Annotated in this window: 18 protein-coding genes and 1 pseudogene; 14 read left to right on the plus strand and 5 right to left on the minus strand. The window is 47.5% G+C overall.

Annotation, left to right across the window (positions count from 1 at the left end):
• Positions 1-104: 104 nt before the first annotated feature.
• Entirely contained in the window at positions 105-1,640 is a 1,536-nt protein-coding gene (locus DXA55_RS13985; protein WP_117814477.1) for an aminotransferase class I/II-fold pyridoxal phosphate-dependent enzyme, read from the minus strand.
• Between the two features lie 311 nt (positions 1,641-1,951).
• Between DXA55_RS13985 and DXA55_RS13990 the strand changes: the two genes are divergently transcribed.
• Both DXA55_RS13990 and DXA55_RS13995 read left to right on the plus strand, forming a co-directional pair.
• Entirely contained in the window at positions 1,952-3,274 is a 1,323-nt protein-coding gene (locus tag DXA55_RS13990; protein WP_119221444.1) for an APC family permease, read from the plus strand.
• A gap of 22 nt (positions 3,275-3,296) precedes the next feature.
• Entirely contained in the window at positions 3,297-4,676 is a 1,380-nt protein-coding gene (locus DXA55_RS13995) for an MATE family efflux transporter (protein WP_117814479.1), read from the plus strand.
• 77 nt (positions 4,677-4,753) lie between these two features.
• Here the strand turns inward: DXA55_RS13995 and DXA55_RS14000 are convergent, their stop codons facing one another.
• On the minus strand, positions 4,754-5,158 hold the full coding sequence (locus DXA55_RS14000) for an ACT domain-containing protein (protein ID WP_022461391.1): 405 nt from the start codon (positions 5,156-5,158) through the stop codon (positions 4,754-4,756).
• A 322-nt stretch (positions 5,159-5,480) separates the two neighbouring features.
• Here DXA55_RS14000 and DXA55_RS14005 point away from each other — a divergent pair, with 322 nt between their 5' ends.
• From DXA55_RS14005 to glgD, 3 genes and pseudogenes are all read left to right on the plus strand, one after another.
• A complete protein-coding gene (locus DXA55_RS14005; protein ID WP_117814480.1) occupies positions 5,481-8,096 on the plus strand; it encodes a glycoside hydrolase family 3 protein in 2,616 nt (871 codons plus the stop codon).
• Between the two features lie 300 nt (positions 8,097-8,396).
• A pseudogene (locus DXA55_RS14010) lies at positions 8,397-9,604 on the plus strand (glucose-1-phosphate adenylyltransferase).
• A complete protein-coding gene (glgD, locus tag DXA55_RS14015; protein ID WP_117801747.1) occupies positions 9,598-10,740 on the plus strand; it encodes a glucose-1-phosphate adenylyltransferase subunit GlgD in 1,143 nt (380 codons plus the stop codon). The pseudogene DXA55_RS14010 and the gene glgD overlap by 7 nt, the downstream one beginning before the upstream one ends.
• 221 nt (positions 10,741-10,961) lie before the next feature.
• Here glgD and DXA55_RS14020 read toward each other — a convergent pair whose 3' ends face one another.
• Both DXA55_RS14020 and DXA55_RS14025 read right to left on the minus strand, forming a co-directional pair.
• Entirely contained in the window at positions 10,962-12,725 is a 1,764-nt protein-coding gene (locus tag DXA55_RS14020; RefSeq protein WP_117801746.1) for a Na/Pi cotransporter family protein, read from the minus strand.
• A gap of 283 nt (positions 12,726-13,008) precedes the next feature.
• Positions 13,009-13,437 (minus strand): hypothetical protein, encoded by a 429-nt coding sequence (locus DXA55_RS14025; protein WP_022461386.1) that lies wholly within the window; start codon positions 13,435-13,437, stop codon positions 13,009-13,011.
• A gap of 371 nt (positions 13,438-13,808) precedes the next feature.
• Between DXA55_RS14025 and DXA55_RS14030 the strand changes: the two genes are divergently transcribed.
• From DXA55_RS14030 to DXA55_RS14070, 9 genes are all read left to right on the plus strand, one after another.
• On the plus strand, positions 13,809-14,684 hold the full coding sequence (locus DXA55_RS14030; protein WP_117509270.1) for a methionyl aminopeptidase: 876 nt from the start codon (positions 13,809-13,811) through the stop codon (positions 14,682-14,684).
• Positions 14,685-14,773: 89 nt separating this feature from the next.
• A complete protein-coding gene (locus DXA55_RS14035) occupies positions 14,774-15,682 on the plus strand; it encodes a radical SAM protein (protein WP_238061024.1) in 909 nt (302 codons plus the stop codon).
• Positions 15,683-15,818: 136 nt separating this feature from the next.
• Positions 15,819-17,021 (plus strand): class I SAM-dependent rRNA methyltransferase, encoded by a 1,203-nt coding sequence (locus DXA55_RS14040; RefSeq protein WP_022461383.1) that lies wholly within the window; start codon positions 15,819-15,821, stop codon positions 17,019-17,021.
• A 67-nt stretch (positions 17,022-17,088) separates the two neighbouring features.
• The gene (locus DXA55_RS14045) at positions 17,089-17,313 is read left to right on the plus strand and encodes a DUF6472 family protein (protein ID WP_117509268.1); all 225 of its coding nucleotides are present in this window, start codon (positions 17,089-17,091) and stop codon (positions 17,311-17,313) included.
• 74 nt (positions 17,314-17,387) lie between these two features.
• On the plus strand, positions 17,388-17,909 hold the full coding sequence (locus DXA55_RS14050; protein WP_022461381.1) for a nitroreductase family protein: 522 nt from the start codon (positions 17,388-17,390) through the stop codon (positions 17,907-17,909).
• Positions 17,910-18,044: 135 nt separating this feature from the next.
• A complete protein-coding gene (locus DXA55_RS14055; RefSeq protein ID WP_117509267.1) occupies positions 18,045-18,716 on the plus strand; it encodes a response regulator transcription factor in 672 nt (223 codons plus the stop codon).
• A gap of 24 nt (positions 18,717-18,740) precedes the next feature.
• The gene (locus tag DXA55_RS19635; protein WP_242998573.1) at positions 18,741-19,766 is read left to right on the plus strand and encodes a sensor histidine kinase; all 1,026 of its coding nucleotides are present in this window, start codon (positions 18,741-18,743) and stop codon (positions 19,764-19,766) included.
• 139 nt (positions 19,767-19,905) lie between these two features.
• Positions 19,906-20,673 carry an ABC transporter ATP-binding protein gene (locus tag DXA55_RS14065; RefSeq protein WP_055219485.1) on the plus strand — a complete coding sequence of 256 codons (768 nt, stop codon included), beginning with the start codon at positions 19,906-19,908 and terminating at the stop codon, positions 20,671-20,673.
• A 102-nt stretch (positions 20,674-20,775) separates the two neighbouring features.
• Positions 20,776-22,665: an ABC transporter permease gene (locus DXA55_RS14070; RefSeq protein WP_158565094.1), complete on the plus strand. Its 1,890-nt coding sequence runs from the start codon at positions 20,776-20,778 to the stop codon at positions 22,663-22,665.
• A 118-nt stretch (positions 22,666-22,783) separates the two neighbouring features.
• On the opposite strand, the gene DXA55_RS18980 is transcribed toward DXA55_RS14070, so the two are convergent.
• On the minus strand, positions 22,784-23,323 hold the full coding sequence (locus DXA55_RS18980) for an FKBP-type peptidyl-prolyl cis-trans isomerase (RefSeq protein ID WP_117814482.1): 540 nt from the start codon (positions 23,321-23,323) through the stop codon (positions 22,784-22,786).
• Positions 23,324-23,630 lie beyond the last annotated feature (307 nt).

A 23,630-nucleotide genomic window follows, 5' to 3' on the forward strand; every position in this document is an offset into this window, starting at 1 on the left:
TAAAGTGTAATGCAGCAGGAAAGAATCCGGTAAAGGAAAAAAGCTCCGCCGGAAAAAAAAGGTGGTATTTCCGGTGGAGCTCTGTGAAAAAAGTGATCAGAATTTTACTGATGATAATAAGAGAGGAAGTCGGTGAGCTTTCCAACCGCATCCTTTAAAACTTCAATTCGCGGCAGGTAAACAACGCGGAAGTGATCCGGCTGTCCCCAGTTGAAGCCGCCGCCGTGGACGATCAGAAGTTTTTTGTCGCGCAGCAGATCGAGAGCAAATTTTTCGTCGTTTGTGATATTGAACTTTTTCGTGTCAATTTTCGGGAACATGTAGAACGCAGCTTTTGGTTTGACTGCGGTGATACCCGGAATATCGCAGAATGCCTTGTAAACGTATTCGCGCTGCTCGTAAATCCGTCCGCCCGGAACGATGTAGTCGTTGACGCTCTGGTGGCCGCCAAGAGCGGTCTGGACAACGGACTGGGCCGGAACATTAGAGCAGAGACGCATGTTAGAAAGCATTTTGAGTCCTTCAATATAGTCCTTTGCGATAGCTTTATTTCCGCTTAAGATCATCCAGCCGATACGGAAGCCTGCGATCATGTGCGATTTGGAAAGACCACTGAAGGTGACACAGAACAGATCCGGTGCGAGGGATGCAATGGAAACATGCTCAAGACCGTCCATGACGAGCCGGTCATAAATTTCATCGGAAAAGATGATCAGCTGATGCTCTCTGGCGAGATCGACAATCTGCTGCAGTACCTCTTTCGGATAGAGTGCACCGGTCGGGTTATTCGGATTGATGATAACGATCGCTTTTGTGCGGTCGGTGATTTTTTTTCGCATATCATCGATGTCCGGATACCATTCGGACTGTTCATCGCAGATGTAGTGGACGGCTTTTCCACCGGCCAGCGTTGCGCAGGCGGTCCAGAGCGGGTAATCCGGGGATGGGATGAGGATTTCATCACCGTCATCCAGAAGAGCGGACATGCAGAGGTTGATCAGCTCACTGACGCCGTTTCCGGTGTAGATATCATCGATAGAAACATTTGGCAGTTTCTTTAACTGCGCATACTGCATGATCGCTTTTCGTGCAGAGAAGAGACCCTGGGAAGGAGAGTAACCCTCGCAGTCGGTAAGCTGATGGCTCATGTCGTAGATGACCTCATCAGGAGTACGGAAGCCAAATGGAGCCGGATTTCCAATGTTCAGTTTCAGAACCTGTGTGCCGCACGCTTCCATACGGTTTGCTTCTTCTACGACAGGTCCGCGGACATCATATAAGACATTGTCGAGTTTCGATGATTTTTTAAATTCTCGCATAGGGGAACCTCCTGTTTTTGTCTGGGAAAGGGAAGCGGCAGATGGATCAGAAAAGGATTCTGCCGGATCGGAAACCGTATCTGCCGTATAGTTTACTGTGGAATCTTTTGCAAGCAGCCAGTCGGGATCGACCTGGAGCACATCGGCCAGAAAGTGAAGAATGTCGGAGCGCGGAACCGTTTTTCCGCTGACATACTGGCTGACATGGCTTTTTCCAAGCTTCACACCGCGCCGCTGGGCCGCTCGGATCAAATCGACCTGCTTGAACTGTTTCGCCTGCATGGCCAGTTTCAGACGGTCGGAAAAGGTTTCATTTGTCATAGAAAATCTCCTTAAAATAGAATGCAAAATAAAGAAAGTTCAAAACTGTGCTTATTGTAGCATGAGTGGGAAGAGAGTTCAATAGAAAAGCTGAAATTTGTAAAAAATATTGAAAAGTTCAAAATAGAAGAAAAATAAGTTCAATTATAATATTTGTCTATTCTGTACAGGTAAAGCGTTAAACCTTGCGCATTTTGCAAATTGACAAACGATGAGATTTCGGTAGAATAAAAAAATAGGATGTTATGCATTTCTGTTGGAATCCGCCAACAGAAACGAGAGTACATTGGGAGAAAAAGGGAGGAAAATGTATGGGGGAAGGTCATAAAAAACTGAATTTTTCCGACTGTATGGGACTTGCGATCGGACAGATCATCGGTTCGGGCATCATGGTACTGACGGGAATCGTCATCGGTCTGACAGGACACGGCATTGCCGCAGCGTTTATTTTAGGCGCCGTGCTTGCCATTATCACCTGTGTACCGTTTATTATCCTGACGTCCGCAATCCCGTCATCAGGCGCCGGCTTTACTTACATCCGACGATTGATGGGTGAAAAAGCCGGCTTTATGTACATTGCGATGTTTGTCTTAAGCCAGGTTCTGATCGCAACGTACGCGAAAGGCTTTGCAAGCTATTTCTGCTCGATTTTTCCGCAGTTTGGCGAGTCGGCTGTCGCAATGGCAGCACTTGTTATCTGCACCGCCATCAATCTTATCGGACTGAAATCGAGCGCACTGGTGCAAAAGGGCATGGTTGTGCTGCTGCTTTTGAGCCTGTTCTTATTTATTGTATTCGGACTGCCCAAAGTAAGCTGGGATGCTCTGAAACCGACGGTATCCAACCTGATGCCGAACGGTCCGAAGAACTTTTTCACAGGTGTAGCACTTTTGAGTTTTGCGTGCGGAGGCGCAAAATTCGTTGCGGAGAACGGTGATGATATCGTGGAGCCGTCCCGCACGATTCCAAAGGTTATCGTGCTTTCCACGAGTATCGTTGCTGTATTCTACGTGCTGATCGGTATCGTGGCAGGCGGCGTGCTTCCGGTCGAAACGGTCGCATTTCAGAACCTGACGCTTGTCGCGCAGGAGATTTTTCCAACCTGGCTGTACCTGTTCTTCGTGTTCGGCGGTGCTGTATTTGCACTGCTCACCACCCTGAATGGAACCTTGAGCTGGGTGACGCGAGGACTGCAGGCGGCCGCAAAACAGGGCTGGCTGCCGGAAAAAACTGCGGAGGAGAATAAAAACGGTGTTCCGGTGATCCTTCTGATGGTCTTTTTCCTGATGGGCGCTATTCCGATCCTTACGGGAATGGATCTGACATTGATTTCCAACATGGGTGTCGGAACCGATATGGTGACGGAATTTATGGTACTCCTGGCCTGCTGGCGTCTGCCGGATATCTTCCCGGAAGAGTATCAGAAGTCTGCGTTTTGTATGAAAAAGCGGACACTTCACATTCTGCTGTTTTTCATCGGCATTCTGATGATCGGAACCTCGTATGTCAATCTGTCGGATCTTACGGTTCCCGCGGCGATCGCATGCGGCATCTATATTCTGGTGATGTTTGTTTACACGCAGGTCCGATATCCGTATGTGAAGGCAAAACAGGAAAAGAAAGAAGACAAATAAAGAAGAGAAATGGAGAAGAAACATGAGGGCAACAACAAAAGAGCAGGGCTTTTACAGCCAGATTTTTAAGCTGGTTCTGCCGATTGTGATTCAGAATCTTTTAAGCGCGGCAGTCAACTCTGCCGATGTCGTGATGTTGAACTACGTGGGACAGTCCGCTATTTCTGCGGTATCCCTGGCATCCAACTATGCAAATGTATTATTTATGGTTTATTACGGACTGGGAACAGGAGCAACACTTCTGTGTGCCCAGTACTTTGGAAAGGGCAATATGCGCGCAATTCAGACTGTCGAGGGAATCGCACTTCGATTCTCCGTCATCATCTCCGTTGTTGTGGCAGGAATTGCTTTTACCATGCCACAGATGATGATGCGTCTGTTTACAGATAATGCGGAACTGATCCGGATCGGTGCTTCGTATCTGCGCGTCATGGGTGTGACCTACCTGTGCTGGGGCATTACGGAGATCTATCTTGCGGTACTTCGAAGCCTCGGCCGTGTGACGATCAGCATGGCGATGAATATGATGGCATTCGCACTGAACGTATTTTTCAACGCATGCTTCATTTTTGGCCTCTTCGGATTTCCGAAGCTTGGAGCAACCGGTGTTGCAATCGCAACGGCGATGTCGCGTGTCATTGAACTGATCGGCTGTGTGATTGTGTCGATCATGAGTAAGGATATCAAGCTCGATCTGCGGTACATGTTCATCCGCAACAAGCTGCTGTTTTCCGATTTTGTGAAGCTGTCACTTCCGGCGCTTGGAAATGATCTTTCCTGGGGCGTTGCATTTTCGATGTATTCTGTGATCCTGGGCCATCTGGGAAGCGATGCGGTAGCGGCAAACTCGCTCGTTGTCGTTGTAAGAAATATCGGAACTGTGCTGTGCTTTGGTGTGGCAAGTGCGGGCGGTATTCTGCTTGGAAATGTTATGGGAGAAGGAAATCTGGAAAAGGCGAAGGAATATGCGTCTAAACTGCTGAAGCTGACGGTTGTTACCGGAGCTGTGGGCGGACTGGTTGTACTGGGTATCACGCCGTTTGTACTGAAGTTTGCTTCTTTAAATGAGACCGCGATGCATTATCTGAAATATATGCTGCTGATTAACACCTATTATATTATGGGGACTGCCGTCAATACAACGCTGATTGCCGGAGTATTCCGTGCCGGAGGTGACACAAAGTTCGGACTGGTCTGCGATACGATTGATATGTGGTGCTACGCGGTGCCGCTTGGATTTATTGCAGCGTTTGTCTTCAAGCTTCCTGTCCTTGTGGTTTATTTCCTGTTGTGTACAGATGAGTTTGTAAAATGGCCGTGGGTTCTGAAACGGTATAAGAGCGGACTGTGGGCAAAAAACATTACGCGGGATCATCTGTTTGAGGATGAAGAAAAAGAATAGATGATATAGAAAAAGACATCTGCAGAGGTGAAAAATCACTTCGTTAGATGTCTTTTTTCGTGTTTTTCAAACATGCTCTAGAGAACGGTATATCCTTTGCTCTTTAAGCTTGCTTCTGTCTCGTACACATCCGGTACATGGAACACCATGATCGGGCAGCCGGACTCGCGGTTGAAAGAGAGATAGATATAGTCGATGTCGATATTTGTCTCAAGCAGTGTTTTCAGAAGGGAATTTAAGTTACCCGGCTGATCAACTACCTCGACACCGAGTACATCCGTCTGGCGTGTCATGTAACCGGCAGCCTGAAGCGCCTGCTCTGCTTTATCCGGATCGGAAACGACCATGCGGACAATGCCGTACTCTGCGCTGTCATTGTTGACGGAACCTAAAATGTTGACGTCATTTTCAAACAGAATCTGTGTGATCTGCTGCATCGTGCCTTTTTTATTTTCTGCGAAAATAGAAAGTTGTTTTAACATAATTGGGGCCTCCTAAAATTGATCTGTGATTCCATTATACTGCCAAAATCAAACGCGTCAACGAATTTTGTGAAAGAAGACGAAAAAAGGTGGAAAAAGCGTATCGTTTACAGAAAAATCAATAGAATAAAAGCATCAATATAAAAAATAAAAAAAGAAATCAATGAGCGAAAAAAAGACAGAAAAGTCGGATAATAAGAGAAAATGCACAAAATACAAATAAAATATGAGAAAACGGGTGAAAAAACTTTTGCATAATGACGAAAAATGCGTTACAATAAAAGCGCTATATGTGAATTTGTTATTGGGAGGTATTAGAATTATGGCAACATTTTATGCATCAAAAACAGGAGAAGTATCTGCTAGAGAAAAAGAACATTCCGCGCTGGTACGTGAACTGGCCGGTGAGTGCATGACACTTCTTGAAAACGACGGAACCCTGCCGCTTGCCGGTGCAGGAAAAGTCGCAGTTTATGGTAACGGCGTCCGCCACACGGTAAAAGGGGGTACCGGTTCCGGAGACGTTAACACAAGAACGGTTGTTACGATTGAACAGGGCTTAAAAGAGGCCGGCTTTGAAATTCTGACCGGTAAATGGCTTGACGAATATGACAAAGTGCTTGCAGATGCGCAGGCTGCATATCAGGCAGAGCTGGCAAAAAAAGCAGAGGAGCTTCACATTCCGATTTTTGCTGTCATGTTCTCGGAAGCATTTGCGCAGCCTGATGTACCTGCGATTACCGAAAAAGAGGACACCGATACCGCTATCTATGTTCTGTCAAGAAACTCCGGTGAAGGTGCAGACCGCTATAACAGAGCATGCGATTATCTGCTCGGCGAAAACGAGCTCGCTGACATTGCCTATCTGGCAGAGCATTATGAGAAAACAGTTTTAATTTTGAATATTGCGAACCTTGTAGACACCACAGAGTTAAAGAAAATCAAAGGACTGAATGCAATTCTTCTTGCAGGACAGGCCGGAAATGCAACCGGAAACATCGTTGCAGACGTTGTTCTCGGAAAGAGCATCCCATCCGGAAAGCTGACTGATACATGGGCTGCTTCCTATGAAGACTATCCGTCCTCAAAAAATTTCAGCCACAACAACGGTGACACCAACGATGAGTATTACAGCGACGGCATTTATGTCGGCTACCGTTATTTTGACACCTTCAACGTAACCCCGAACTACTGCTTCGGCTATGGCAAAGGTTATACTGATTTTGAGACGGAAGTAAGGGACGTGGAGGCAGATGCCAAGAACGTTACCGTTACCGCATCCGTAAAGAATATTGGTGATGCATTCGCCGGAAAAGAAGTCGTACAGGTTTACTATTCCGCACCGGATGGCACGATTGAGAAACCGTATCAGGAGCTTGGCGGCTTCGGAAAATCCGATCTGCTCTCGCCGGGTGAGTCCCAGACGATTACCATTTCCTTCCCGACGAGATCTATGGCTTCCTACGATGAGAAAAAAGCAGCATGGGTACTCGAGGCAGGAACGTATTACATCCGTGTCGGCAACAGCTCCAGAACAACGAAAGTGGCAGCAGCCCTGAATCTCAAAGAGACCGTTGTTACGGTTCAGGGAAAGAATCTCTTCCCTGCAGATGACGCTCCACAGGAACTCTCCAAAGCAGGCGTAACACCGTACAGCTATGAAGGTGAGGCAGAAGAAAAAGCAGCTGCAAAACAGATCGATATCTGCAGCAAATGCATCAAGACGGAGACTGTTGTCTACAGTGAGACACCGGAAGCATTCCCGGCTTATGAGGGAGAGAAGCTGACCGCGGCAGATGTAAAGAGCGGAAAAGCGACGTTAAAAGATCTCGTATCGCAGCTGACCGTAGAAGAGATGGCTGCCGTTTGCAATGGTACTGCAGACGGACTTGGCCAGGAAGGATTTATCGGATCTTCTTCCGATATGGCGCCTGGAGCAGCGGGAGATACGACTTCCATTCTTCTTGAGGACAGAGGTATTTACAATACGATTCTTGCAGACGGTCCGGCCGGTCTTCGTCTGATTCCGCACTTTGTCGTTGATGCAGACGGAAAGATGGTATCCTCCGGAAATCCTCTGGAAGATGCGTTTAACAAAAATGAAATCGAAGTTCCGGAAGGCGGCACGGAGTATTTCCAGTACTGCACCGCAATCCCGGTAGCAGCGCTTCTTGCGCAATCGTGGAACATGGATCTGATCCAGAAATGCGGTGATATCGTCGGAAAAGAGATGGAAGAATTCCACATTTCCGTATGGCTGGCGCCTGGCATGAATATTCACAGAAATCCGCTTTGCGGAAGAAACTTCGAGTACTACTCGGAAGATCCGCTGGTGGCAGGTATGTGCGCCGCAGCCGATACCAGAGGAATCCAGTCCCATGCCGGAATCGGAACCAGCATTAAGCACTTTGCAGCCAACAACCAGGAAGACAACCGTATGTACGTCAATGAGCACATCAGCGAGCGCGCAATGCGTGAAATCTATCTGAAGGGCTTTGAAATCGCAGTCAAGACAGCACAGCCGATGACGATTATGTCTTCCTACAACCTGGTAAACGGTGTGCATACTGCCAACAGCCACGACCTTCTGACCGCAGCAGCAAGAGATGAGTGGGGCTTCGCAGGCTATGTCATGACCGACTGGGGAACCTCAGAGGACATGAGCGGATTGTTCGCTTACAAATATAACCTGAAATATGGACATTCCACTTCAAGAGAGTGTGTTCTTGCAGGAAACGATCTGCAGATGCCTGGCCAGCAAGGAAACCGTCAGGAAATTGTAGCATCTGTTGCAGACGGAACTCTGCCGCTTGGACAGCTTCAGACCTGTGCATACCGCATTCTGAATGTTGTTCTGCAGTCCCTCGCCTATGATGATTGCAAACCATACGGTGATCAGTTCGATCTCGAAGAGGCAGTTACCGTTACAAAAGCATAAAAAATCAAAAAAACATAGAAGCAGCCCCGCAGACCTTTACCATAAGGCTTTGCGGGGCTGCTTTTTGTACGGTCAAAGGAGCAAGGCTGTGACTGCAAGAGATAAGCGATTTCCGCAATCTGCAAGCCCAGCTTGGTGGCATAAAATGTAAAAAGCTCACGAAAGAACTGTAAAACTGGAGAAAAATACAGAATAAAATCGGTAAAAAAATAAAAAATAGTGAAAAATGCACAAAAAGATTGTCCATAGAGCAAATAGTGTGTTATAATGAATGCATCTATTAAAACAGGGGGATAGATTATGGCAAAAGAAATGATAGCAATGCTTCTTGCCGGAGGTCAGGGATCTCGCCTTTATGCGCTGACCGAGAAGCTTGCAAAACCGGCAGTTCCATTTGGCGGAAAATATAGAATCATCGATTTCCCACTTTCTAACTGCGTAAATTCCGGAATTGATACCGTAGGTATTCTGACACAGTATCAGCCAATGGTGTTAAATGAGTACATAGGAAACGGCCAGCCGTGGGATCTGGACCGCCTCCATGGAGGTGTTCACGTGCTGCCTCCTTATCAGAAAGCCTCAGGTTCTGACTGGTATAAAGGAACTGCAAATGCCATCTACCAGAACATTCCATTCATCGAGAGCTACGATCCGGAGTACGTCATCATCCTTTCCGGAGACCAGATCTGCAAACAGGACTACAGCGATTTCCTCCGCTTCCATAAGGAAAAGGGCGCAGAATTCAGCGTTGCGGTTATGGAAGTGCCGTGGGAGGAGGCATCCCGTTTCGGACTTATGGTAGCAGATGAAAATGACAAAATCACCGAGTTCCAGGAAAAACCAAAACAGCCGAAATCCAATCTGGCATCCATGGGTATCTACATTTTCAACTGGGATATCCTGAAAAAATATCTGATTGAGGACGAGGCAGACCCGAATTCTTCGAACGATTTCGGAAACAACATCATCCCGAATCTTTTAAAAGACGGACGCAATATGTACGCTTATCATTTCAGCGGATACTGGAAAGATGTAGGAACCATCTCCTCTTTGTGGGAGGCAAATATGGAAATCCTCGATCCGGAACACAGCGGAATCAACCTGTTTGACAATAACTGGAAGATTTACAGCCGAAACAGCGGAAAAACAGGCCATAAGATCACCGAAACCGCTGTTGTGGAAAACTGTATGATCACCGATGGCTGCCGTATTGCAGGTCATGTCAAACATTCGATTCTGTTCTCCGGTGTAAAGGTTGCAGAGGGCGCAGAAGTAGAAGATGCCGTTATCATGGGAGGAACCGTGATCGAATCCGGAGCAGTCGTGAAACACTGTATCGTTGCGGAAAACGTTGTGATTGGCCAGAATGCGTGGTAGGAGAAATGCCGCATGACGGTGAAAAAGGTGTTGCCACCATCGGATCCGGAATCCATATCGGTGAGCGTGCCAAAGTAGGACCAAATGCAATGGTAAATGCAAATGTAAAGGATGGTGAAGAAGAATGGTAAACGCAAATGCAGATGCACTGGGCATCATTTTCCCAAACAGTTATGATGAGCAGGTACCGGATCTGGTAAACGAGCGTCTGATGGCCTCCATTCCTTTTGCCAGCCGTTACCGCATGGTGGACTTTATTTTATCCAGCATGGTAAACTGCGGAATCGGAAATGTATCCATTATCGTCCGCAAAAATTACCATTCGCTGATGGATCATCTCGGCTCCGGACGTGAGTGGGATCTCGCCAGAAAAAAAGGCGGCTTAAACATTGTTCCGCCTTATTCCGAGAAGAAAATTCAGGTGTATTCCGGAAGAGTGGAAGCACTGGCAAATGTTCTCGATTTTCTGAAATGGCAGAAAGAAAAATATGTTGTTATGGCGGACACCAACATTGCCTGCAATTTTGATTTCAAAGAGATGCTGAATCAGCATATCGAAAGCGGCGCAGATGTTACTGCAGCTTATACCAAGCAGCCGATTCCGGAAGGCGTCAGAAGCTCTTACGAGAAAACCAATTATCTGCACTACACCTTCTCCATGGCAGGACAGAAGATCAGCAAGATCTTTGTAAACTCGGAGGAAAACGGAGTACAGAATGTATCGATGAATATCTACGTGATGGAGCGTCAGCTTCTGATCGACGAAATCAAAAAAGGCTTTGTCCTTGGAAATAAATTCTTTGAGCGTGATGTCCTGGCACCGCAAACGGAGAAACTGAACATTCAGGGATATGAGTTTACCGGTTATCAGGCAAGAATCGACGATATGAAGAGTTATTTCGATGAGAACATGAAGCTCTTAAAAGATGAGAATCTCGATAGTCTCTTCTCCGGCAACCCGATCTATACCAAAGTCCGCGACGACAATCCGACCCGTTATATCAACGGATCAAAAGCGAAAAACGTGATGGTAGCAGACGGCTGTGTGATCGAAGGCGAAATCGAAAACAGCATTTTGTTCCGTGGTGTCAAGGTAGCCAAGGGAGCAAAAGTAAAGAACTGCATTCTGATGCAGGATACCGTGATTGAAGCAGGCGCTGAGATTGAGTACGTTGTTTCTGATAAATACGTTACGGTATCTGAAGGAAAACAGCTCAAAGGAACCGATTCCTTCCCGGTATTTATTGCGAAGGATCAGGTTGTATAAAGAAAAGAATAGAATGAAATAGAAATACCGACTGCCAATGTAGAATATATCAATATTGATGGGCAGTCGGTATTTTTTGGAAAAATTCAGAGAAAAATAGTAGATTGAGTAATGCATCTGTGATATGGTAATAAAACAAAACAGTGACAGCCTAAGGAAGGGAAGATTCTTACCATAAAAATTCCCGGTTGTACAGCTTATGGTTACAGTACAGTCTGTTTTCAGGCTTTTACATCCGGCAGCTGATACTGTTTTTTCAGCTCTTTATATTCTGCCTCAAATTCTTCTTCTTTCTTCAATGCATGCAGATATTCATGTGTATCGAACGATCCGCTGTGGATCTGGCTGACGCAGACGGCGATGTTGGAGCAGTGGTCGGAGATTCGCTCGAAATCGGTCATGACGTCGGATAAGATGAAGCCAAGCTCGATCGTGCATTTTCCACTCTGGAGCCGTTCGATGTGGTGGTTCTTCAGGCTGGAATTCAAGCTGTCAATCACCTGCTCGAGTGGTTCTACTTCATTTGCTTTTTTCACATCTTCATTATTGAAAACGGAGAAGGTCAGACTGACGATATCTTTGACTGCTTTTCCATAAACAGCAAGCTCTGCGGCTCCGTCAGAAGAGAACTGCAGGTTCTTGTCATGCATCTCTCTTGCAGCCTTCATGATGTTGACGGTGTGATCGGAAATTCGTTCGAAATCGCCGATGCAGTGCAGAATCATGGAAAGTGTCTGGCTGTCCTTCGGAGAAAGCTTTTCGCTGGAAAGCTTCACCAGATATGTGCCGAGGGCATCTTCAAAATGATCCACCTTTTTCTCAAGAATATCTACATTTTCCGCATCCGCCTCGTTGTAGGAGGCCATCAGGTCAACAGAAGTAACAAGGCCGGTTTCGGTCAGCTCTGCCATTTTTGCGGCTGCAACTTTACACTGCTGCAGAGCAAAAGCCGGGCTGTCGAGGAAACGGGTATCGAGCATCTGAACAGCTTCGTCTGCTTTTTCTTCCGGTCCGTCCGGAATGGTCAGTTTCGCAAGTTTGACCAGTCCGTCTGCAAACGGGAACAGGATCAGTGTTGCGAAAATATTGAAGCCGGAGTGAACGATTGCGATGCCGGCTGCATTTGCCGAGGTTTCCAGGAATGGAAAATGTACAAAGGCATTGATTCCATAGAAGAGAACCAGGAAAAGAACAGTACCGATAATGTTAAAATAAAGGTGAACCATTGCGGTACGGCGTGCATTGCGGCTTGTACCGATGGAGGAGAGCAATGCGGTGATACATGTACCGATATTCTGTCCCATGATGATCGGGATCGCTACGGCGTAGCTGACGGAACCGGTTGCGCAGAGTGCCTGGAGAATACCGACAGAAGCAGAGGAACTCTGGATCACGGCGGTCAGAATGGTTCCGGCAAGAACACCGAGCACCGGAATTGAGAATTTTACGAGAAGTCCCGTGAATTCCGGTACATCTGCGAGCGGTGATACAGCGCTGCTCATGGTGTGCATACCAAACATCAGAATGGAAAAACCGGTTAACAGGGTACCGACATTTTTCTTTTTATCGCTCTTTGCCAGCATCAGCATAAAAACGCCGATGATTGCAAGAATGGGGGAAAAGGACGACGGGTTCAGCATTTTAATGAACACATTGTCGCCCTGAATGCCGGTAAGACTTAAGATCCAGGAAGTGATGGTGGTACCGATGTTGGCGCCCATGATAATACCGACTGCCTGGTTCAGCTTCATGATGCCGGAGTTTACGAATCCGACAACCATAACAGTAGTTGCAGAAGAGGACTGGATAACTGCGGTAACACCGGCACCTAAAAGAACCGCCATAATCCGCTTTGAGGTCAGCTTTTCCAGCAGGTATTCCAGTTTACCGCCGGAAAGTTTGGTCAGGCCATCGCCCATGGCGCTCATGCCGTATAAGAACATGGCAAGACCACCGACAAAGGATAACACTCCAAAAATGTCCATAATTTCTCCCTTTACGTAATTTTCTTTTTCTTTTCGTGGTTTTAACAATAGATACACGTTTTGCAGGTCTTACTCGAGAAAAAACCTACATTTAGAAGATAACACATCTAAAAACAGTTTTGTGTTAAATGTATGTAAAGTTTGTAAAACGGTCAAAACAACTCAAAATCCGGTGCGGCACTGTTTTGTGCCGGTACCGGATCGTTTCTCGATTCCTTTGCATCCGAAAGAAGCTGCCACTCGCAGGATCTGCAGATGCGGGTAGTTTGGCTGAATATGATTTTCATAAGAAATCTTTTAACTTTTCCATGTTGTATTCTTCAAATTTTCGCAGCTTATCCATCAGATCCCGGATTTTGGGATCCGCGTCCTCATACTGGCGGTACTTCTGGATTGCCTCGACGATGCCCATGCTGCTTCCGGTAATCAGCATGCTGGCAATGTGTGAGACAGACGGATCCGTCATAGTCTGCAGGTTTATCATAAAATACGTGCGTGCTTTTTCCATTATGCCAAGGCCTTTTTCATCGTAGCCGTGTTCATTCAGCAGCTCCTTTGCCGCCTGATGAAATTCTTCATAGCCCTGAAACTGGGTTTTCAGATGTTCTTTTAAGTCTTTGTCCTCAACGACTCCAATTAGCTGCCGGATCGTGTCGACACCCATCTGGGAGTTCTGGTAAATAAAGTTTAAAAGCTCTGCATCTCCACTCATCGTGCATCTTCCTTTCTTACTTTCTTTGGTGGTTTCATGAAAAAGTATTGCCGGAAATCGGGGCAAATATACCTGATTTGAATTGTAATTTTACCTGGAATCCATATTTCGGCAGCGACAGGAAAGGAGGCTGGCATTTGCTGACCACAAAAGATATGGTGCATTACGGGCCGGAGTCGGCGATTGGGATTCTGGGAGAAACGGGATCTGTCATCTGGGCGGAGGGTCTCTTTTGAGAGAGTTATTCATTTGGGAACTTTTGCTTGCAGTTTTGCCGGAGTGTGGTAAAGTAGTAGAGGAGTTATATGAATTTCAGCGGGAGACAGAAAATCGGATCTGTCGTTCCGCGTTCAGAAAGAGGATAGAACATTATGCTGAAAAAAATTGGAAGAAATGATCCCTGCTGGTGCGGCAGCGGGAAGAAGTACAAAGACTGCCATCTGGCGCTGGATGAGAAAATCAATTCTTATAAATTAAAGGGATGGAAAATTCCGCCGAAGAAAATTATCAAAAGACCTGATCAGATCGATGGAATTCGTGAAAGCGGTCTTGTCAATATTGCAGTTCTGGATTATGTGGCCGAAAACATTCATGCAGGCATGAGCACCGAGGATATCGACCGCCTCGTTGCGGAGAAGACAAAGGAGCTCGGTGGAATCGCTGCACCTCTGAATTACGAAGGATTTCCGAAGAGTGTGTGCACTTCGATCAACGATGCTGTATGCCACGGCATTCCGAACGAGGAGGAGATTCTGCAGGACGGAGATATCATCAATGTCGATGTCTCTACTATTTATAAGGGATATTTTTCCGATTCTTCCCGTATGTTCTGCATCGGCGATGTAGATGATGTTTCGAAGAAGCTGGTGGAAGATACGTTAAAAGCCGTACAGCTTGGACTCTCTGAAGTACGCCCGTTCAACCGGCTTGGCAATGTCGGCGCGGTGATCAATGAATTTGCCCAGAGTCAGGGCTATAAAGTTGTCCGTGACATCGGTGGCCATGGCGTCGGTCTGGAGTTCCACGAGGATCCGTTCGTCAGCTATGTCACAAGACGCGATACCGGAATGCTGCTCGTACCGGGCATGGTATTCACCATTGAGCCTATGATCAATCTCGGAACCGATGAAATCTTCATCGACTCCGACAACGACTGGACTGTCTACACTGAGGACGGCGCACCGTCAGCCCAGTGGGAGGTTACGGTTGCGGTAACAGAAGATGGATATGAAATTCTGGCATATTAATTGACGCATAGAAATATGAAAGCTGTGTCTGTGGAAGAACTATTTTCCGGAGACACGGCTTTTTTCTAAAGAGAAAAGGGAGAAATACGATGCAGGATTTGGAACTGGAGATGAGCCGGTGCCGGGTTTGTCCGCGGAAGTGCGGAGCGGACCGGGAGCATGGAAAGACGGGATATTGTAAGGCGCCCTCCGGGGTTGCGGCGGCGCGGGCTGCACTGCATTTCTGGGAGGAGCCGTGTATTTCCGGGACGACGGGGTCGGGGACGGTTTTCTTTTCCGGATGTAATCTGCGGTGTGTTTACTGTCAGAACCATCATATTGCGGAGATGGAGAGCGGAAAAGTGATTTCGATCGGGCGGCTTTCGGATATTTTTCTGGAGCTGCAGGCGCAGAATGCGAATAACATCAATCTTGTGACGCCGAGCCACTACGTGCTGCAGATCCGGGAAGCACTTCTTCTGGCGAAAGAGAAGGGACTTACCGTACCGATTGTCTATAACTGCGGCGGGTATGAGAGCGTGGAAGCCCTGCAGGCCCTGGATGGGCTGATCGATATTTATCTGACAGATTTTAAGTATATGGACTCCTCCCTTGCAAAAGTGTACTCGCGGGCAGAAGATTACCCGGAAACAGCAAAACGGGCGCTGGCGGAAATGGTGCGTCAGACAGGAGAGGCTGTATTCGATGAGAATGGTCTGATGAAAAAAGGTGTGATTGTGCGCCATTTATTGCTGCCCGGTGCTGTAAAAAATGCAAAAGCTGTGGTAAAATACGTCTATGAGACGTACGGCGATACCGTCTGGCTGAGCCTCATGAGCCAGTACACGCCGCTTCCGCAGGTGGAAAACATAAGTCCGCTGAACCGGAAAACGACAAAGCGGGAGTATGAGCGTCTGCTGGACTATACGTTTTCCCTCGGCGTCACCAACGCCTTTTTACAGGAAGGCCCGGTGGCCGAGGAGAGCTTCATTCCGGAGTTTGACGGAAGAGGAATCTGACGTTATAGTTCACTCGTGCAAAAAGGAGCTGTGCAGCAGCAAAAAGCGCTGGAAGCGCGGTTTTGAGAATGCAAGCAAAACACATTTGTCTATGATTAGATATGACTAACTATATTGTTTTAAGGAGGAAAAACTTTTGAGCAACGCAGTTGTAACACTGAAAAAAGGAGAGGGCCGCGCCTTAAAGCAGGGCGGAGCCTGGATTTTTGATAATGAGATCGCTTCGATTTTAGGAGCATATGAAAACGGAGATATCGTGCTGGTGCGCGACTTCGACGGATATCCGATGGGACGAGGTTTTATCAACGAGCATTCCAAAATCCGCATCCGTATGATGACAAGAAATATCGACCAGGAAATCGATGAAGCATTTTTGAGAAAAAGAGTGCAGGATGCCTGGGAATACCGCAAAAAAGTGACAGACACATCAAGCTGCCGCCTGATCTTTGGCGAGGCAGACTTCCTGCCGGGACTCGTAGTGGATAAATTCTCCGATGTGCTGGTCGTTCAGTCACTGGCACTTGGTATCGACAAAATGAAAATGACGATTATCCGCCTGTTGGAGGAGGTTCTGGCGGCTGACGGGGTTAAGATCCGCGGCGTGTTTGAGCGAAGTGATGCAAAAGTGCGTGAGCAGGAGGGCATGGAGCGTGTGAAAGGATTTCTCTCCGAGCCGTTTGACACCAGCGTGGAAATCGTCGAGAATGGTGTCCACTATCTCGTCGATGTCAAGGACGGCCAGAAAACTGGTTTCTTCCTGGATCAGAAATACAACCGTCTGGCTGTGCAGAAGCTCTGCAAGGACGCGAGAGTGCTCGACTGCTTTACCCATACCGGATCGTTTGCACTGAATGCGGCATATGCAGGAGCAAAGGAAGTTATCGGCGTTGATGCATCAGAGCTCGGCGTAGAGCAGGCACGGAAAAACGCATCCTTAAATGGTCTGGAAAACGTAGCATCTTTCGTGTGCGAGGATGTCTTTGAACTGTTGCCGCGTCTTGAAAAAGAGGGAGAAAAATTCGACGTCGTTATCCTTGACCCGCCGGCCTTCACAAAATCAAGAAACTCCATCAAAAACGCAATCAAGGGATATCGTGAAATCAATCTGCGCGGCATGAAACTGGTCAAAGACGGTGGCTATCTGTGCACCTGTTCGTGTTCCCACTTTATGGACTACGAACTCTTTACAAAAACCATCAACCAGGCGGCTCACAACGTCCACAAACGTCTCCGTCAGGTAGAATACCGCACCCAGGCTCCGGATCACCCAATTCTGTGGGCGGCGGATGAGTCCTATTACCTGAAGTTCTACACTTTCCAGGTTGTGGATGAAAAATAGAAATTCTTCCTCTGCCGGAAGCGCCGAAACGGAAAAGCGAAGTGTAAGAAATGGGAGGAATTGCCATATGATAGAACCAACACCCCATGCACAAAAGAAAAAGCACTCCCGCCAGATGGCCACAAGCTGTGAGTCGTGCGGCAATTTTGTGTATGATGAGGAGTATGAATGCTACACCTGCGAGGTGGATCTCGATGAGGATGAGATGGCACGTTTTCTGCAGGATAAATTTTACGACTGTCCGTACTACCAGCTCGGCGACGAGTATCGGATTGTGCGGAAACAGATGTAGGCAGGCAATGCGTCCGGTATACAAGGCTACGGCGTTTGCAATAAAAATAGAAAAAGAACAGGAGGATTTTTACCATGAACAACGAAGTATTAAATGCAATCAAAACAAGAAGAAGCATCCGCAAATACAAAGCGGAGCAGATTACCGATGAGCAGCTCGATGCAATTCTGGAGGCCGGAACGTATGCGGCAACCGGCATGGGAAAACAGTCGCCGGTGATTGTTGTGGTACAGAAACCGGAGCTGATTGCAAAGCTTTCGAAAATGAATGCGGCTGTTATGGGTACAACATCCGATCCGTTCTACGGCGCTCCGACCGTTCTGATTGTGCTTGCTGACCCGGAGCGCGGAACTTATGTGGAGGACGGCTCTCTTGTCATGGGAAATCTGATGCTGGCAGCACATGCCGTTGGTGTGGATTCCTGCTGGATCCATCGTGCAAAAGAAGAGTTCGCGAGCCCGGAGGGAAAAGCCCTCTTAAAAGAGTGGGGACTTTCCGAAAATTATGTTGGCATCGGCCACTGCATCCTCGGCTATCGCGACTGTGAGTACCCGGAGGCAAAAGAAAGAAAAGCAGATTATATTGTAAGAGTATAATCATCTGCGAAAACGGCTCCGGGAGCGGCTGTGTGTTGAAAACACCCGCCCGGAGTCTATATTTTTAACCGAATCAAGCAAGTAGCGAAGCGGATTACGAATATCCGCTTTGCTAGAGACAACAGAGGAACAGCCATGTATCGAATTATGATTGTAGAAGATGATGAAGTCATCGCCCGCGCCGTGCAGCAGAGCCTGGTTTCCTGGGGCATGGATGCGTTCTGCGTACAGGATTTTTCCAGTGTTCTCGCTGAATTTGCCGTGAAAAATCCGCAATTAGTGCTGATGGACATTCATCTTCCCTTTTTTAACGGATTTCACTGGTGCCAGGAGATTCGAAAAGTCTCGAAAGTGCCGGTAATTTTTCTTTCTTCTGCATCGGACAACATGAACATCATTATGGCCGTTAATATGGGCGGCGATGACTTTATCGCGAAGCCGTTTGATTTAAGTGTCCTGACCGCCAAAGTCCAGGCGATGCTCCGCCGCACCTACGAATTTGCCGGAGAAACGAATTTCCTCGAGCACCGCGGTGCCATGCTCGATACGGGAAGTGGTGTGCTGAATTACCGGGGAAAGCGGATTGAGCTGACAAAAAATGAGTGGCGCATTCTGCAGTCCCTTCTCGAAAATAAAGGAAAAGCCGTCAGCCGCGATATGCTGATGATGCATCTGTGGGAGTCGGACAGCTTTATAGATGACAACACGCTGACCGTTAACGTCACGCGCCTGCGGAAAAAACTGGAGGAGGCAGGACTTACAGACTTTATCCAGACGAAAAAGGGTGTCGGCTACCTGATCGCATGACGGAAGCAGAACAGGAGAAAAAGGATGGAACAACAGAAAGAGGGAATCCGGCAGGAGTTTATGCTTCTTAACTGGTATTTGAAAGAGCATCTTGCATCGGCCGTGCGGATTGCCGCTTTTATAGGAGTATTTTCACTCCTCTGTTTTCTGCGTAATGTGCCGCAGGATGTCACCGTTTATATGATCGTGCTGATGGCTGCTGTCGGAGCCGCAGGTTTTTGCTTTCATTATGGGAAGTATCGGAAACATCATCTGGTCTTAGCACTCCTTGCCGCCGAACCGCAGGGCAAAACAGAAGCGCTTCCGGAGGCGGACGGGCTTCTGGCGCGGGATTACCAGCAGATCATCGCATCCTACGAGCGGCAGTTTCAGGAAGAACAGATTAAGATGGAGCAGAAATACCGCGATATGATGGAGTATTACACGATGTGGACCCATCAGATCAAAACGCCGATTGCGGCGATGCGGCTGCTTCTGCAGGAGGAGGATACGCCGCTTTCGCGTGAAATGCAGAGCGAACTTTTCCAAACGGAGCAGTATGTGCAGATGGCGCTGCAGTATCTGCGCATGGAAAAAATGACATCGGATCTTGTCTTTACGAGGTGCGATTTAGATGCGCTGATCCGCCAGGCTGTGCGGAAATATGCCCCGCTTTTTATCCGCCGGAAGATTATCCTTTCCTACGAGCCGGTGCACTGCGAGGTGCTGACAGATGAAAAATGGCTCGTCTTTGTGCTGGAGCAGATTCTGTCAAATGCGCTGAAATACACGAAAAGTGGCAGCATTCACATCTATCTGTCACCGGATGCACCAAAAACGCTGGTGATTGAGGACACCGGCATCGGCATTGCGCCGGAGGATCTGCCGCGAATTTTCGAAAAGGCTACACGGGCTGCAACGGCCGCGCAGACAAGCGGTCAACGGGCATCGGACTGTATCTGTGCCGCCAGATCATGGAGAAACTTTCGCATACCATCCGCATCGAGTCGGAGATGGGAGTGGGAACGAAGGTGTATCTTGGGCTGGATACCGTATCCCTGTAGTACATAGAGAGCTTCGCCGGGAATCTTACAGAAATGTAAGGTTGCCGGTCTTTTTGTAAGATGATCCTAAGGCAGAAGAGGGCGTGGACGGGTATAATAAGCCTTGTCAATTAAGAAAACAGTTCAGACAGAAAGGAAAATGTGACATGGCAATTCTGGAAGTAGAACATCTGAAAAAAACATATACCACACGCCTCGGCAGCAACCGGGTGGAAGCGTTGAAAGACGTTAATTTTACAGTGGAACGGGGCGAATTTGTTGCAATCATGGGCGAATCGGGAAGCGGAAAAACGACGCTTCTGAACCTGCTCGCAGCACTAGACAAGCCAACCGGCGGACAGGTGCGGTTAAATGGAAAGAATCTCGGCGAATTAAAAGAGAAGGAGATTGCCGGATTCCGCCGCGAAAACTTAGGTTTCGTGTTCCAGGACTTCAACCTGCTCGATACCTTTTCCCTGCGTGACAACATTTATCTGCCGCTCGTGCTGGAAGGAAAAAAATACGAGGAGATGAGTCTTCGGGCAGAGCCGATTGCGAAAAAACTCGGCATCACCCAGATCCTCAATAAATACCCATATGAGGTGTCCGGCGGACAGAAGCAGCGTGCAGCCGTTGCGCGTGCGCTGATTACCAATCCGGAGCTGGTTCTTGCGGATGAGCCTTCCGGCGCGCTCGATTCCCATGCAGCGGATGGCCTCATGAAACTGTTCGGGGAGATCAACGAGGAGGGCCAGACGATTGTTATGGTAACGCACAGTGTGAAGGCGGCCTGCTCGGCGAAGCGTGTGCTGTTCATCAAGGACGGCGAGGTCTTCCACCAGCTGTATCGCGGTTCTTTAGGGCGCGATGAGATGTATCAGAAGATCTCCGATACGCTGACAATTCTTGCGACGGGTGGTGAACGGGATGAATAATCTGCTGTATGCCAGACTGGCAAAAACAAATTTGAGCAAAAACCGTCAGAATATTCTTCCGTATCTGCTGTCATGCATCGGCTCGGTGGTGATGTTTTTATCATGGATACACTGGCGCAGGGAAGTGGCTTTGATTCCATGATCGGAAAAGATACGATCCTGGCAGTGATGGGGATGGGAACCTATATCATTGGCCTGTTCGCGGTGATTTTTCTGATCTACAGCAACAGTTTTCTGGCAAAAAGAAGAAAAAAAGAGTTCGGTCTGTTCCAGATTCTCGGCATGGAGAAAAAGCATCTGGCGAAGATCCTCTTTTTTGAGAGTCTGTATCTGTGGGCGGCATCGCTTGGAATCGGTATTCTGCTCGGTGTGTTGCTGTACCGCCTGCTGTTTCTGGTGCTGATGAAGCTGACCGGACTGAACGGAACAATTGGTTTTGCGTTCAGTGCAAAAGCCGTGGGAAGTACGATGCTGCTGTTCGGCCTGACTTTTGTGATCAATTTTCTCTTAAGCCTTCGCCAGATCCACGTCTCACAGCCGGTCGAACTGCTGCACGGCGGCGCGCAGGGTGAGCGGGAACCGAAAACGAAGCTTTTGACGGCGGTTCTTGGATTCATGCTTCTTGGTGTTGGCTATTATCTGGCTCTGACCAGCCAATCCTCGATGGACGCACTTGATAAGTTTTTTAATGCAATCGCCTTGGTTATGGTGGGAACGTACTGCCTGTTTTCTGCTGGAAGTATTGCATTTTTGAAAATTCTGAAGAAAAACAAGAATTACTATTACCAGACACGCCATTTTACAAGCATTTCGGGCATGCTGTACCGCATGAAGCAAAATGCGGTCGGTCTTGCGAATATCTGTATTCTGTCAACGGGTGTGCTTCTGGTTATCTCCATCAGCACATGTTTGTGGACGGGGATTGAGGAGGTTACCTATACGCGGTTTCCACATCAGATTTCGATCGAAGCAAATACTGGCGTGAGCGGCATTATGAAGACGGTGGAACCGGTCAGTCAGAAGATGATAGAGGAAGTGAAAACTGGGATTGATCAGCATCTGGAAGAAAAGCAGCTCAGAAAAAAGTATGAAAGTGATCAGAGATACTATGTTATGCTTGCTGTTGTAGATAGAAACAAAGTAGAAAAAACACGGTCAGATGATGCTGCGGCGAGCACACTGATAAAAATCATGGAAGAGTCGGAGTACAATCAGGTAACCGGCGAACAGGTAGAGCTGGAACCAGGGCAGGCTCTGGTTTTTCAGGAAAAACAGAAAAATTATGGATATGACACGATTGAACTGGGAAATCAGACGTATGAAGTAAAAAAATGGAATACCGATAAGAAATCGTACATTCTGGATGAGAAGACGCAAGTGTATGAGACAATGACGGTGGTGACGCGGAACCATGAAGCAAAGGAAGCGTATGCGGCTGTGCAGGGAAAGGAGCCAGAAGGATACAGTTGGGAATATGCTCTGGATCTTATCGGGGATGCCGGCGAACAGATCACTGTTGGAGATGAGATTGAGACGATACTGACGGAATCATCTTTTAACGGATGGGTGGAAGTGCGCGAAAAAGAGCGCAATACGGTTTACAGTCTGTATGGTTCACTTCTGTTTTTAGGTGTTTTCGTCGGTGCGCTGTTTTTGATGGGTGCCGTTATGATTATCTATTACAAGCAGGTTTCAGAAGGCTTCGATGACCGAAAACGGTTCCAGATTATGCAGAAGGTCGGCATGAGCCGCAAAGAAATCCGTCAGACGATTCAGTCACAGGTGGTAACGGTCTTTTTCCTGCCGCTCGCGGTGGCCGTGGTGCATACAATGGTAGCGTTTCCATTGACCAGGCGTATCATGGCAATGCTGAATTTCCCGGACAGCAATCTGTTCCTGGCTGCAACAGCGATTACGATTGCGGCGTTTGCCGTGGTTTACCTGATCGTCTATGTGCTGACGGCGCGGGCGTATTACAAAATTGTGGAATAAGAAGATGTACTTTTTTTAATACATCGAAGCGCCTTTGAAAAAAACTTAACAAAAAAATAATAAGAAAAAGACATCCGGCGCAGACGGAAAATCTGCTGGGGATGTCTTTTTGGTTGTTCTATTTATAAATGCCGTTGACGGTAACTTTGAAAAGAGCTTCTTTTCCGTTGAGTTCGTCTTTTCCATAGTCTTCCGGGAAAGTGACGGTTACATCTACGCTGTCGCCAGGGTGATGACCGATGAGCTGTTCTTCAAAGTCATCGATGTAAGTATGAGAACCGATCACAAGATCAGCGCCGTTTCCTTTTGTGTTTCCACCTTCAAATTCCACGCCGTCAATGGAGCCGACATAGTCGATATTGACGGTATCACCGTCCTCGATGGTAAGGGAAGTGTCGGTCTGCAAAGAGGCAGAAGCCGAAGTGGAGGCTGATGAGGCGGATGCGGCCGATGAGGCTGTGGAGGTATCCTCCGAGGCACTTTTGGTAGAGAGTCGTTTGGAATCGAGTACGCTGGCAATAATAAGGCCGACGATCACAACGACAATCAGAGCCGGTCCGGCCCAGCTCCAGATCTTTTTGTAATGCGCTACTTTCGCTTCGTGCTCCCGCTCTTTGGCACGCCGTTCCTTGGCAGCTTTTCTGTTTTCTTTGTTCATAAAATGGATCTCCTTTGCGCTTTTTACGACTGCAATCGTATTTTATAATATCAAGTATATCATAAAAATATGGTAAAAGTGTGAAAAAAATAACACGATCCAACATTGTCAATGCTCAAAAATGACGATATAATGAGTGCAAGTGAGTCAAATGAAAATTTATTTTCATTTGACGAACGACGAATGTCGCTTACGCGATAGCGTAAGATTGAGTGCAAGTGAGCCAAATGAAAATTTATTTTCAGTTGGCGAAGACGAATGTCGCTTACGCGATAGCGTAAGATTGAGTGCAAGTGAGTCAAACGAA

This window comes from Blautia sp. OF03-13 (assembly GCF_003460685.1).
GTDB classification, from domain to species: domain Bacteria; phylum Bacillota; class Clostridia; order Lachnospirales; family Lachnospiraceae; genus Fusicatenibacter; species Fusicatenibacter saccharivorans.

Coding starts and splice junctions, on each gene's coding strand:
- DXA55_RS14055 (WP_117509267.1), top strand. CDS start 18,045: ATGTATCGAATTATGATTGTAGAAGATGATGAAGTCATCGCCCGCGCC.
- DXA55_RS13995 (WP_117814479.1), top strand. CDS start 3,297: ATGAGGGCAACAACAAAAGAGCAGGGCTTTTACAGCCAGATTTTTAAG.
- DXA55_RS14050 (WP_022461381.1), top strand. CDS start 17,388: ATGAACAACGAAGTATTAAATGCAATCAAAACAAGAAGAAGCATCCGC.
- DXA55_RS18980 (WP_117814482.1), bottom strand. CDS start 23,323: ATGAACAAAGAAAACAGAAAAGCTGCCAAGGAACGGCGTGCCAAAGAG.
- DXA55_RS14035 (WP_238061024.1), top strand. CDS start 14,774: ATGCAGGATTTGGAACTGGAGATGAGCCGGTGCCGGGTTTGTCCGCGG.
- DXA55_RS14045 (WP_117509268.1), top strand. CDS start 17,089: ATGATAGAACCAACACCCCATGCACAAAAGAAAAAGCACTCCCGCCAG.
- glgD (WP_117801747.1), top strand. CDS start 9,598: ATGGTAAACGCAAATGCAGATGCACTGGGCATCATTTTCCCAAACAGT.
- DXA55_RS14030 (WP_117509270.1), top strand. CDS start 13,809: ATGCTGAAAAAAATTGGAAGAAATGATCCCTGCTGGTGCGGCAGCGGG.
- DXA55_RS13985 (WP_117814477.1), bottom strand. CDS start 1,640: ATGACAAATGAAACCTTTTCCGACCGTCTGAAACTGGCCATGCAGGCG.
- DXA55_RS13990 (WP_119221444.1), top strand. CDS start 1,952: ATGGGGGAAGGTCATAAAAAACTGAATTTTTCCGACTGTATGGGACTT.
- DXA55_RS14025 (WP_022461386.1), bottom strand. CDS start 13,437: ATGAGTGGAGATGCAGAGCTTTTAAACTTTATTTACCAGAACTCCCAG.
- DXA55_RS19635 (WP_242998573.1), top strand. CDS start 18,741: ATGGAACAACAGAAAGAGGGAATCCGGCAGGAGTTTATGCTTCTTAAC.
- DXA55_RS14065 (WP_055219485.1), top strand. CDS start 19,906: ATGGCAATTCTGGAAGTAGAACATCTGAAAAAAACATATACCACACGC.
- DXA55_RS14020 (WP_117801746.1), bottom strand. CDS start 12,725: ATGGACATTTTTGGAGTGTTATCCTTTGTCGGTGGTCTTGCCATGTTC.
- DXA55_RS14070 (WP_158565094.1), top strand. CDS start 20,776: ATGGATACACTGGCGCAGGGAAGTGGCTTTGATTCCATGATCGGAAAA.
- DXA55_RS14000 (WP_022461391.1), bottom strand. CDS start 5,158: ATGTTAAAACAACTTTCTATTTTCGCAGAAAATAAAAAAGGCACGATG.
- DXA55_RS14005 (WP_117814480.1), top strand. CDS start 5,481: ATGGCAACATTTTATGCATCAAAAACAGGAGAAGTATCTGCTAGAGAA.